This window comes from Fibrobacter sp. UWB4 (assembly GCF_002210345.1).
Taxonomy (GTDB): Bacteria; Fibrobacterota; Fibrobacteria; order Fibrobacterales; family Fibrobacteraceae; genus Fibrobacter.
Window position 1 is genome coordinate 1 of record NZ_MWQI01000015.1, and the last position, 11364, is coordinate 11364.

Genomic DNA, 11364 nt, shown 5'->3' on the forward strand with positions numbered 1-11364 from the left:
GCACAAATCTACATGGATCGCATCCGTGTAAAGGAGACATTCTCTCATGGCTAAATACAAAGTAGCAGTCGCCACGAACGATGGCGTCAATGTCAATGTCCATTTTGGACATGCGGCAGCATTCGACATTTATGAAGTCGATGATGTGAGCGGGAAATTTGAAAAAGTTGAAGTCCGCGTAAAGCCGGAACACTGTGACGGTTCGTGCGGAGACGGAACGTGCGGGCGACAAGAAGTTGAACATTCATCAATGTTCGCGGCTGCAAAAAATCTTGCAGACTTGGATTACGTTCTTTGCCAACAGCTCGGTCCGCAAGCCATTCAGTCGTTAGCCCGATTTAACGTGCGCGCTTTTGATATTGCGCTCCCGATTGCAGACGCCATTGCCAAAATCAATGTATATCGAAACAAAGTTGCCGAACGCCTCGCCAGAATCAAGGGGTTGCAAAACAAGAATGTATAAAACCGCTTTTTTCAAAAAAAACATCTTGACGAAATAACAAAACGATTTTATATTAATTCCTACCAATTTCATAGGAATTTAAATGAATATTCAATTTGCAAATATTTGTTGTTTGAGCGGCCGATGTTGACGGGCGCTTATTGCGGTATTGAATGATTTTCTCGCCCGTGTAAGGTTCTCCTGCACGGGCTTTTTTATGGTCTTTTGACCACAACTCAAAAAAATTAAGGATTAAAACAATGGAAAGTTTAACGGCAAAACTTTGCGCTTTTGCCCGTGCCTGGCATTCGTCTCATTCGGACCATACGGTTTTCAATGACTTTTTGGCACTGGACTTTATGGGACAAGAAGAGTACGAGAAAGTTTCAAATTTCATCTTAAAGCGATTCCCGCAGGAATCGGAGAATTCGGTTGAATTTTTCAATCGAAAATATTTTCTTCCGATTGTACTTTCTCGAAGCCGCTTTGCCGAGGACCGCGTAAAACTTGAATCCCAGTCGGGAAAAATTCAATACGTGATTTGCGGAGCCGGTGTTGACACGTTCTCGTTTCGCAACAAGAATCCGAATGTCGAAGTTTTTGAACTCGATTTGCTCGCCACACAAAGCTACAAGAAAAAACGCATTCAAGAACTCCATTGGAACATTGCAGAAAATGTCCATTTTGTTGCAATTGACTTCAGCAAAGATCGAATTATAGACAAACTTGTAGAAAACGGTTTCGATCGTCAAAAGCCAACTGTTGTCAGCATATTGGGCGTTTCATATTATCTGCCGCTATCCGTATTTGCAGAAACGATTCGTCAGTTCTCGGAAATCGCAACAACAGGAATTTCGATCATCTTTGACTATCTGCAAAAGGGAGCGTTTACGGCTCCAGTTCTGCAACTGAAAAAGATTGTAGCTGATTGCGGAGAAACAATGGCGGAAGGTTTTCGCGATCATGAAGTTTTCGATGCGCTTGAACGCAACGGATTCAAGGTCGATGAATTTCTTGGAGAAAGCGCATTGCAGCAGCGCTATTTTCGGACGGGAAACCTTAAAGCGTTTGATTCCGTGCGTCTAATCGCAGCAATAAAGTGATTATAGGAAATCGTTATTGCTAGTTCCAGAAAAATAGTATAAAGAAATCTCTTGCCAAAGCGAAAGGCATTATCTAAATTAAAACCTACAAAAGAAATAGGATATAAAAATGAATTTTTCTTTCAATAGCTTGAATTTCGTGTGTTGTTGTCGATGTCGGACGGGCATCTAGTTTTTAGGCTATTCTTTTAAACAGATTCCCGCTCGGTTTTACGTTCCGCAGCGGGATTTTTTTATTCAAAAATTTCAAAAAAAACAAAGGCGCTATCACATAATAGCGTCACAGGAGATTATTATCTTATGGCACATTCCAACTACATCGAAACAAAACTCATTCACGGCGGCATTGATGGCGACAAGGTTACCGGAGCAGTCAACGTTCCCATTTACCAGACTTCGACCTACAAGCAATACGGTCTTGGCGAAAACTCGGGTTGGGAATACTCCCGTACAGGAAATCCGACGCGCGCTGCGTTGGAAGCCTTAATTGCAGAACTCGAAGGTGGCGTCGCAGGCTTTGCATTCGCTTCGGGCATGGCCGCCACGACAACCGTTCTTTCGCTTTTTAAGCAAGGCGACCGCATCATCATTTCAAGCAATGTCTACGGTGGCACATTCCGTGTCCTGGATAAAGTTTTCAAGAATCTTGGCATCAGCTATTCCATCGAAGATACGACCGATTTGAAGACGCTCGAAACCAAGATCACGCCCGATGTCAAGGCGTTCTTCGTTGAAAGCCCCGCAAACCCCCTCTTGACGGTGACGGACTTGGCAGGTGTTGCAGCCATCGCCAAGAAGCACAATATCTTGACCATCGTCGATAATACATTCATGACGCCTTATTTGCAGCGTCCGATTGAATTGGGCGCAGACATTGTAGTACACAGCGCTACAAAGTATCTTGGCGGTCATAGCGATTTGGTGGCAGGACTTGCCGTCGTCAATTCCAAGGAACTCGCTGAACGCCTCGCCTTTACGCAGAACGCAACAGGCGCAGTACTCGGACCTTTCGATTCCTTCCTTTTGATTCGCGGCATCAAGACGCTCGGCGTTCGCCTGGATCGTCATACCGAAAATGCCGAAACCATCGCCCGCTACCTCGAAAAGCACGAAGCCGTGAAGCACGTTTATTATCCGGGCCTCCCGACAGCACAAGGTTACGAAATCAACAAGAAGCAGGCTAAAAATGGCGGTGCCATGATTTCATTTGAACTCCGCGAAAACTACGACATCAAGAAATTCTTTAAAGCTCTGAAGCTCGTTTCTCTCGCCGAAAGCCTGGGTGGCGTTGAAAGTCTCGTATGCCATCCCGCCACAATGACACACGCGTCCATTCCAAAGGAAATCCGCGAAAAAGTCGGCATCACCGACGGACTCATCCGCTTGTCCGTGGGCATCGAAAAAGTCGACGATATCATCTCGGATGTAAACGCAGCCATTGAAGCGGCTAAGGCATAAGGAGCGGAATATGCATTACTACGAATCAATGAAATCCTTGATCGGGAAAACTCCGCTTGTCAAACTAACGCATGTCGGCATCCCTGAAGGCGTAAACTTATTTGTAAAGCTCGAACTTTGGAACCCTTCGGGCAGCGTAAAAGACCGCGCCGGGCTTTATATGGTCGAAGATGCGTTCGCCAAAGGAACGCTTAAACCCGGTGGAACGATTATCGAAGCAACAGCAGGCAATACAGGGCTTGGAATCGCCTTTGCGGCACTCAACCGCGGTGTGCGCGTGATTTTCGTGGTACCGACCAAATTCTCGCAAGAAAAGCAGACGCTATTGCGCGCTCTCGGAGCAGAACTCATCAACACCCCGCGCGAAGAAGGCATGCTTGGAGCCGAGAAAAAAGCCGAAGAATTGCTGAAGCAGATTCCGAATTCCATATCGCTCAGGCAATTCCACAACATGGCAAATCCGCGCGCCCATTACGAAACGACAGGTCCTGAAATTTACGACGATCTCGATGGACACGTCGATTATGTGGTGGCAGGCGCAGGGAGTGGCGGCACATACAGCGGCATTCTCAAAGCCCTCAAGGAACGCAACCCGAAAATCCAGGGTGTGTTGGCAGACCCCGTAGGCTCTACAATGGGCGGCGGCGAACACGGCGATTACAACATCGAAGGCATCGGAAATGATTTTATCGCCGACACCATGGATATGTCGCTTGTTGACCAGGTCATCAAAATCAACGATGACGATGCCTTTGGCGGCTCTCGTGAACTCGCCCAGAAAGAAGGAATCTTTGCAGGCTCTTCGTCGGGCGGCGCTTTCGCAGCAGCCAAGAAACTGATTGCATCAGGCGCAAAAGGAAACATTGTCTTCATTGCCCCTGACCGTGGCGACCGCTACTTTAGCAAGGGTTTGTACAAGTAATTAAATATTGGTTTAAGGATAGATTCGAGATAAAAGTAAAAAAAACGCCCCTGATGTTTAAAACATCAGGGGTTTTCTTAGTCGCTTTTATAAATCAATTAATTCGCCTTTGTCCAAAACAAAACCTTGCGCTTTACGAATTCAAAAAGCTCCATAATCGCAAGGACAACAATACCCGTCCAAAGGATTCCGGCAACCATGTTGGGGTAATCGGAATAGTCTGCATAAAATTGCACAAAATGCCCAAGCCCCGTATTTTCGCCAAAGAGTTCCGCGACAGTGAGCATAATGAACGAAAGCCCCATGCCTACGGAAAGCCCAGAAAAAATAGAAGGAAGGCTTGCGACAAAAGCAATTCTCCACAAATATTCAAATCGACCTATGCCGATGATGGCCGCATTCCGCTTGTACTTTTCAGGAATGTCAGCGGCACCGGCAGCGGTATTCAAATAGATGGGCCAAAAAGCGGCAATAAAAATGATGAATGTGGAAGAAAGGTAGAATGTCGGCAAAATGGCAATCGCATAAGGAATGTAAACATTCGGCGGAATGGGTGCTGCAAATCGAGAAATGGGTTTTAACATATTGCCCACCCAAGGAACAGATCCAGAAACAATTCCAAGGGAAATCCCAACGAAGGCCGCCGCAAAGTAAGCAGGAACAAGCTTTAGAAGCGACGCCCCAGCACTCCGCAAAAGTTCTTCACGCGAATTGAAAAGAGCTTCCGCAATCGCTTTTGGCGACGGAAACAAGTATTGACTACTCCATTCCGGGCCGCTACTGATGAGCGTCCAGATACCAAGCAACAACAGCAGGAATAAAAATCCCGAAAATTTAGATAGATATTTCACAAAAAATCTCATATGCCTGCACCCTCCAATACGGTATGGCCTAGTTTTTCAAGAATGTCCTTGTGGTAGGCTTCCTCGATTTCTACAATTGTTTTTTGGACTTTTTCGTTGCGGAACCATTCAGTGCGGCTTTTCTTCACCGGAAAATCCAAAGGGATATCAGCAATGATGCGGCCAGGCGTAGATCCCAATACGATAATCCGGCTCCCCAGATAAACAGCCTCGCGAATATCATGAGTCACAAACAAAGTTGTTATCGGACGGTCTTTTACGCCGCGACAAAGTTCAAGGACCAAATCCTGAAGGCTCGCACGATTTACAGGATCTAGCGCTCCAAAAGGTTCGTCCAAAAGAAGGGCGTCCGCCCCAACGCTTAACGCTCTAGCAATGGCTCCGCGTTGACGCATACCGCCCGAAAGTTCAAAGGGATATTTATTAAGGCTACCCGAAAGCCCCACCAAGTTCAAGTATTCTTCTGCCAAATGTTTTGCAAAACGCCCATTGACCTTTTTAGTCTTCTTGATCGCGAGCGAAACATTCTGGAGAAGCGTAAGCCAAGGAAAAAGGGTGTAGTCCTGAAAGACTACACTCCTTTCTGCGGAAGGCTTTTCAATTTCCTTTCCGTTCCAATAGACATGCCCCTCGTTCGGCTTAGTAAGCCCCGCGAGAAGGTTCAGCAAAGTGGTTTTGCCACTTCCGCTTTCGCCTAAGAGACACACAAACTCGCCAGGTTTGATTTTCAAGTTGATGTCTTTCAGGATGGGCTTACCATCGTAGGAAAAAACGAGATTTTTTACTTCAAAACCGCTTTGCGTTTGATTCATGTTGAAATTCCTTAATTCCTAGACTTAAATATTTTTTCTGCCTGAGCGTAGAATTCGGACTTCGGCTTTTGCTTGCGAATTTCGGCAAGCGCTTTGCGATAGTAGTCCGTGATGACATATTCAGAGACATTCTTGTCAGACTTGATGAATTCTGCATCCTTCAAGAAATCCCAGAAGAATTCGACGCCCTTAACATTCGGGTCGGTATCCTGCGTGACATAACCGCTATAGAAAGCCTTGTTGACGAGAGCCGTATCAAGCTTAATCCACTTCGCAATGATTTCAACGCTCCTCTTGTGATCATTCTGCACAACCTCCTCGGCTTCCAAAAGCGATTTAATCAAGCGCTTGTAAATATCGTCACGGCCTTCAAGCTTGCGGAGCGATGCAATCAGGCGGCAGCAGATATGCCCCGGATTGATATCCTTACTGCGGAGCACCACAGAAAGGCCTGCTTCTTCGGCACGGAGGTCATGCGGACCCCAAGTAACGCCAGCGTAAACGCTTCCGTTCTTTACGGCTTCAATAACGGCAGGCGGATTCTTGAGTTCTACGATGGAGACATCCTTGCGCCAATCGATACCTTCTTTTTTAAGGCCGCCACGAACAATGGCGTCGGCAGTTCCCAATCGGATCGTCGCGATTTTTTTGCCCTTGAGGTCGCTCAACTTCTTGACGGAACCGGCATTTTCCTTACGAGTAATAACGGCCTGGTCGCCACCCATGATACCGCCAATAACGCGAATGTCAGCACCCTGCGAAATGTGGATGAGCGGAGCAAGAGAGCCAAAGGCACCGGCGTCAAGCTTACCTGCGCGAACAGCGGCAATGCCGTCACCGGAATTCGAGAATTCCACCAAGGTCACGTCAAGTCCGTTCTTCTCGAAAATGCCAGCATCTTTCGCAATGTAGAATTTAGCATGTCCCGTCGAAGAAAGATAACCGATAGAAAGCTTATCTGCAGCAATTGTAGATGATACGCAGGCAAGAAGAAAAAGAAAAGCCAACGCAATTCGAACGTACAGTTTATTCTGAGTCATTGTAAAATTTCTCCATTGTTAGAAGGTATAAGTTGCAGAAAGTTGATAGCGATTCAAGTCGGCGTCCTTTACCGTATTAGCGGTCAAGTAATCCGTTTGGATATGAAGGTATTCAAAGCCTAGCGAGAACTCGTCTGTCAAATTGTAAGTCGTGTTTGCAAAGAACGAGAAGTTCTGTTCGCGGCCACCGACTTTTCTAATGTCTTCACGTTTGAGCTTGTCAAGCCCAGCACCCACATTAAAGGCAACCTTTTGAACAAACTTAGCTTGCAAGGCGACCCACCCGCCATAAGCGCCAATGCTCTTTACGTTTTCAGGATCATCGGCATTTGAAACGAGTCCGCGTCCAATTCCTGCCGCGTATGTATCAAGATTTGCACCGATAAAGTATTCGCCTAGAACAGTAAAGTGTCTTGTGATGGGAAGCGTCAAATCCACATTAAAAGACCATGATGGAATTTCCTTAGTATCGCCGGTGGCATCCAGGTCAACTTCCTCTTGGCCATAATGACCAGAAACACCTAAGCCAAACTTCTTGCCTTCGACCCAAAGAGGAAGCGCTATGCCGATACGTCCCTGAATCGTAGGAATATCAGCGTCAACGCCAGTTTCCGAGGCAGAAGAAGTGTTGTAAGGTTGCGTTTCGCCAATAGTGCGGACTAGAGCTACAGCAAAATCCAGGGAACCTTCGCCAACAGGGATTTTTTCAGTAAGCCTGAGTTGCGCCCTGCGAAGGCCTGCATCACCAGAATTGTTGAGAACGCCTGCGTTAAGCGTCGGAGTCACCAACGGAGAAATCAAATCCCATGTCTGACCGCCCAAAATAGAGAAGCCAGACTTGCCAAAGGAAATTTCACCGTAACCATGACGGAGTCTCGGATTAGGCGCATTGCCGGAACCGCCACCATAAAAGTCAACTTCGATTTTACCGTTCGCCTTGAAGAAGGCAGTATCGTTACCGCTCGAAAGATTAACGCCTATTCGAGTCAAGTTCGGCGTAAAATACCAGCCACCATCGTTTTTATTGGTAATGTCCGATGCAGCGGCAAAGTTTGCAAAGTTGCCGTTATTGCTTTTAGAGTCTTCGTAGGCGGCATTCAAGGATGCAAAACCGTAAAGTGTTGCGCTCACGCCAGATTTCGTGGTAACCGCGATAGGTTCAGCGGCAAAAGCAGTAAATGAAGACAAAAGGATAACTTGAGCTACAGTTTTTTTAATATTGAAATTCATGGAAAGATCTCCTAAATTTTTTATGAGTTGGGAAACCACGCAGAGCAATATTCTGCGCGCAATTAGAATCGCCAATCAACCTTCGAAAAAAAGGTAGCGGCTTATTTACTTGGAGAATTTACAGCTACAACACATATAGGTATCCTCGTGTTGATTTGTGAATGCATCGGAACACAGCGTCCTCGATTGCGGTGCATAAATTAGAAAACAAAAAACGGTTTGTAAAATACTTTATTTTTATCACTTGATATAAGGTTTGTCTTTACATATAAGATAATTCTATAAACATTATAAACAAATAGTGAACAGCTATAAAAAATGCCGGCTGATGATTCAGTCGGCACTTTTGTTGATGATAGTGAAGAAGCAGTAACTTATTTTCCGCCAACAGATGCACTGTAAATCTTTTCGAGAAGATTGAGTGCACCTTTGTAGCCAACAAAGCTTCGATTGATAATCAAGGTTTCGCTGGAAGGAGGCGTGATTTCGAAGAACAAAGCGCCCTTATCATTGGCAAGATTGATTTCCCAAGAAGAAGCAAGAATCAACGGCTTTCCAGAAGAGAAATCCACTTCCTTGATAGCTTTTTCAATCAAGTAGCCATCTTCTTCGAATTCCACTTCAACATCGACACCTTCGCTGATGTTATGGAAAGCATCTTCGATGGTCTTGCGGAATTTCTGCGGAGGATCGTCCGTGATAATCGCCTTGCGCGGAATAAGGCCGATTTGGTCAGCAAGGAACTTGGTGTAGGCAAGCGTGTAAGCGGAATCAGCAGTAATTGCAAATTCACTCGGCATACCGTACCAGTATTCAGCAAAGAATTCAGAGAAGTGTTCCAAATAGTAGTAATAAATACCATTTTCTTGTTCAATGAACTTTTCGCTCTGTTCCTTATCGATTCCGGCAAAATCAACAACTTTGCGGATAAATGCAGCAGTTGCTTCAGCACCGATTGGAATTTCAGGAATATGGAGGAACGGCTGACCATATTTTTTCTCAAGGTGTTCAGCGTTTCTCACGCCGACCCACGGAGAAACCACCAGGTTAAACTGGGCTTCTGGAATGCGCAACCAGTCCTTGACACCGTTATTTTCAGGTCCAAAGAGCACATTCACTTCAAATCCTGCGCCACGGAGAATACGGGCAAGTTCCTGGTAATCACCGCGCCAGTTCTGGTTGTAATACGGAACTTCGAACCAAAGATTGATAAGACCCTTCTTGCGTTCGCCCTTGTAATCGCCCACAAACTGATCGACAATGGCGTTTACCACTTCTTCGTGACCGAAAAGGTTATTGCCCTTGAAGCCTGCGGTATCCACAGCCACAATCGGGTAACCCAAATCGCGATATTCATTCACCAAGCTGGGGACGTCATCACCAATGAGGCCGCCCACGCAACCCGTGAGAACAACATAGAGGTCGCCATCGAAAACTTTGAGCGTTGACTTAATCAACTGATCCAAAGTCTTGATGCCGCCGAACACGATGTCGTTTTCAGTGGAGTTTGCGCTCGGCATGTTACCAGCACCAGCGAAAATGCTGCCCTGGAAGCCGTTTTCAAAAGTGAGGAATGCGGTTTGCTTAAGCTGGCAACCCGGAGAGCAGTTGGCTATAGGAACTGCACCCTTGATGCCGACAACCGTATTGGACGCACCGACTGCACAAGAATAGCGGGGGTCCGAAATAGAATTGCTTTTTTTCTTTGTTTTAAGTGCTTCTGACATTTTCGAAATCTCCCTTATTATGCGTTTTCTGAATTAGATTCTTTGCCTTTGCTGAACTTGAGATTTCTCGGTTCAGGAAGGTCGTTAAGTGCTTCTGGGTGATGCGTCAAATAGAACGGATCGTCCTGAGCAAGCCACCAATCAGAATACGGGAGTTTCACATTACGCTTGAGAACTTGGTTAAACTTTGTACGTGAAAGAACGCCTTTGAGCATTTCGCCAATGCGGAGGATACCTTGATAGCCCACCGGAATATGTTCGTCGCCCATGGTGAGGGTCGGGAATCCAAGGTGGCCCGCGACAGATGCAAGGCCCGGATGGCGAATAAGCAAGAAGTCCGTCTTGGCACGCTTCAAAAGCTGCGGAAGCTGGAAGGCGCGAGTCTTACTTACAGTATAGTGCGGAATGTCGCCGTAAGTTTCCACAAGTTCCTTCAAGGTGTCTTGATGCTTTCCTGCACCATCGTAAATGGGGTCATGATGGAACACGAGGGCTGCATCGTGACCAATTCCAAGTTCCGAAAGAACACTGATGAGGCCGTGAGCATAAGCAGAACCCGTCATCACGATGCCGTTCTTGCCCTTGAAAAATTCGCGAAGTTCAGCGAGTTTCGGAGCAATACGCTTGTGTTCACTTTCGATATATTCTTCAGCTTCTTTTTCTTTGCCAACAACTTTTGCAATAGCGCGGAGCCATTCGTCAGTGCCCTTGATACCGTACGGCTGCGGAGCATCAATTTGCGGAACGCCGAAGGATTCTTCAAGTGCGGTAGCCATGTAACCACCCAAAGTATCGCAGAAGGTAGCGGTCGCGACAGCTTCAGAAGCCTGGCGGATTTCATCGAAAGATGCAGTATCCAAGAGGTAGTTGACGCGGAGCCCAAGCGGAGCAAGCATTTCAGAGAAATAGTCCGTTCCCCAAAGAGCAACAATATTGAGCAAGTCATTTTGCTTTTTGGTCGGATGGCGATTCACGATTTGACGGAGAACGCCATGGAATGCAATGTCGAAGCCCGTGGACCAATGCTTGGAACGGAAGCCTTCGCAGTGCAGCGGAATTATAGGTACGCCAACTTCAGGTTCCATTTCTTCGGCGATGGAGTCAATGTCTTCACCGATAATAGCGGTAGCACAAGCCATGCCAATGAAAATAGCCTTGGGATTGAAACGTTCTTTTGCATCACGAATCGTTTGACGAAGCTTTTCAGAAGCACCGAACACCATGTCCTGTTCTTTAAGGTTGGTGCTGATGTTCAAAGTATTCTGCAAAGGCTTGCCACGACGCTTAAGGCCCACATGCATAGAAAGGTTGAATTTGGAGTTTTCGCCGCTGCAGCCGATTGGAGAATGGTCAATCAAAGCGCAGTCCGTGAGGTTGCCCACTTGGCACTGGACAATAGCGTTGGAGCACATGGTTTCTTGGTTGAGCGGAGAGTGCAATTCGCAAAGCTTACAGCCGGCCCCCTTGCTTGCGCAGCCACCGTGCTTTTTCGCGCTGCGTTCGTCGTAGGCAGATTCCTTGATCAAGTCGCTGGCTTTGCCGTCCCAACCGATAATGGTACCCAGTCGATATTCGCGGTTTTCGACCGAGGTCATATTTAAATTAATGTTAGTTGATGCCATAGATTTTTACCTCCTGCCGGTTCTCGCTAAATGGAGTAGTCCTTTTCCATCATGCCGTAGTCGATGAGAATTTGTTCCAAGCGGTCCTGCGTCATCGGCGTCGGGATGGTAAAGAGCTCGTTTTCGTCGATGTTCTTTGCAAGTT

General features: G+C 46.6%; 10 protein-coding genes and 1 pseudogene. 4 read left to right on the forward strand and 7 right to left on the reverse strand.

Annotated elements, in window-relative coordinates; translation table 11 throughout:
- The first annotated feature begins 46 nt into the window (after window positions 1–46).
- From B7990_RS14700 to B7990_RS14715, 4 genes are all read left to right on the forward strand, one after another.
- A complete protein-coding gene (locus tag B7990_RS14700; protein ID WP_088641627.1) occupies window positions 47–463 on the forward strand; it encodes a NifB/NifX family molybdenum-iron cluster-binding protein in 417 nt (138 codons plus the stop codon).
- A gap of 239 nt (window positions 464–702) precedes the next feature.
- Complete coding sequence (locus tag B7990_RS14705) at window positions 703–1545, forward strand: class I SAM-dependent methyltransferase (RefSeq protein ID WP_088641628.1); 843 nt, start codon at window positions 703–705, stop codon at window positions 1543–1545.
- A gap of 300 nt (window positions 1546–1845) precedes the next feature.
- Window positions 1846–3003 (forward strand): PLP-dependent aspartate aminotransferase family protein, encoded by a 1158-nt coding sequence (locus B7990_RS14710; RefSeq protein WP_088641629.1) that lies wholly within the window; start codon window positions 1846–1848, stop codon window positions 3001–3003.
- A 10-nt stretch (window positions 3004–3013) separates the two neighbouring features.
- A complete protein-coding gene (locus B7990_RS14715) occupies window positions 3014–3925 on the forward strand; it encodes a PLP-dependent cysteine synthase family protein (RefSeq protein WP_088641630.1) in 912 nt (303 codons plus the stop codon).
- Between the two features lie 98 nt (window positions 3926–4023).
- Here the strand turns inward: B7990_RS14715 and B7990_RS14720 are convergent, their stop codons facing one another.
- The 7 genes and pseudogenes from B7990_RS14720 to nifH form a co-directional block, all read right to left on the reverse strand.
- Window positions 4024–4776, reverse strand: a complete 753-nt coding sequence (locus B7990_RS14720) for an ABC transporter permease (protein ID WP_254917559.1) — start codon at window positions 4774–4776, stop codon at window positions 4024–4026.
- Between the two features lie 8 nt (window positions 4777–4784).
- Window positions 4785–5600: an ABC transporter ATP-binding protein gene (locus tag B7990_RS14725; protein WP_088641632.1), complete on the reverse strand. Its 816-nt coding sequence runs from the start codon at window positions 5598–5600 to the stop codon at window positions 4785–4787.
- Window positions 5601–5611: 11 nt separating this feature from the next.
- On the reverse strand, window positions 5612–6640 hold the full coding sequence (locus tag B7990_RS14730) for an ABC transporter substrate-binding protein (protein WP_088641633.1): 1029 nt from the start codon (window positions 6638–6640) through the stop codon (window positions 5612–5614).
- 18 nt (window positions 6641–6658) lie between these two features.
- Window positions 6659–7870, reverse strand: coding sequence for an outer membrane beta-barrel protein (locus B7990_RS14735; RefSeq protein WP_088641634.1), 1212 nt, complete (start codon window positions 7868–7870; stop codon window positions 6659–6661).
- A gap of 374 nt (window positions 7871–8244) precedes the next feature.
- Window positions 8245–9597: a nitrogenase component 1 gene (locus B7990_RS14740; RefSeq protein WP_085491306.1), complete on the reverse strand. Its 1353-nt coding sequence runs from the start codon at window positions 9595–9597 to the stop codon at window positions 8245–8247.
- Window positions 9598–9614: 17 nt separating this feature from the next.
- Window positions 9615–11219 (reverse strand): nitrogenase component 1, encoded by a 1605-nt coding sequence (locus B7990_RS14745; RefSeq protein ID WP_088641635.1) that lies wholly within the window; start codon window positions 11217–11219, stop codon window positions 9615–9617.
- A 26-nt stretch (window positions 11220–11245) separates the two neighbouring features.
- Window positions 11246–11364, reverse strand: a pseudogene (gene nifH / locus B7990_RS15270) (nitrogenase reductase); the annotation flags it as partial.

Excerpts from the sequence above, each read along its gene's own strand:
- B7990_RS14715 (WP_088641630.1), top strand. The coding sequence starts at position 3,014 with ATGCATTACTACGAATCAATGAAATCCTTGATCGGGAAAACTCCGCTT.
- B7990_RS14725 (WP_088641632.1), bottom strand. The coding sequence starts at position 5,600 with ATGAATCAAACGCAAAGCGGTTTTGAAGTAAAAAATCTCGTTTTTTCC.
- B7990_RS14705 (WP_088641628.1), top strand. The coding sequence starts at position 703 with ATGGAAAGTTTAACGGCAAAACTTTGCGCTTTTGCCCGTGCCTGGCAT.
- B7990_RS14745 (WP_088641635.1), bottom strand. The coding sequence starts at position 11,219 with ATGGCATCAACTAACATTAATTTAAATATGACCTCGGTCGAAAACCGC.
- B7990_RS14740 (WP_085491306.1), bottom strand. The coding sequence starts at position 9,597 with ATGTCAGAAGCACTTAAAACAAAGAAAAAAAGCAATTCTATTTCGGAC.
- B7990_RS14735 (WP_088641634.1), bottom strand. The coding sequence starts at position 7,870 with ATGAATTTCAATATTAAAAAAACTGTAGCTCAAGTTATCCTTTTGTCT.
- B7990_RS14710 (WP_088641629.1), top strand. The coding sequence starts at position 1,846 with ATGGCACATTCCAACTACATCGAAACAAAACTCATTCACGGCGGCATT.
- B7990_RS14730 (WP_088641633.1), bottom strand. The coding sequence starts at position 6,640 with ATGACTCAGAATAAACTGTACGTTCGAATTGCGTTGGCTTTTCTTTTT.
- B7990_RS14700 (WP_088641627.1), top strand. The coding sequence starts at position 47 with ATGGCTAAATACAAAGTAGCAGTCGCCACGAACGATGGCGTCAATGTC.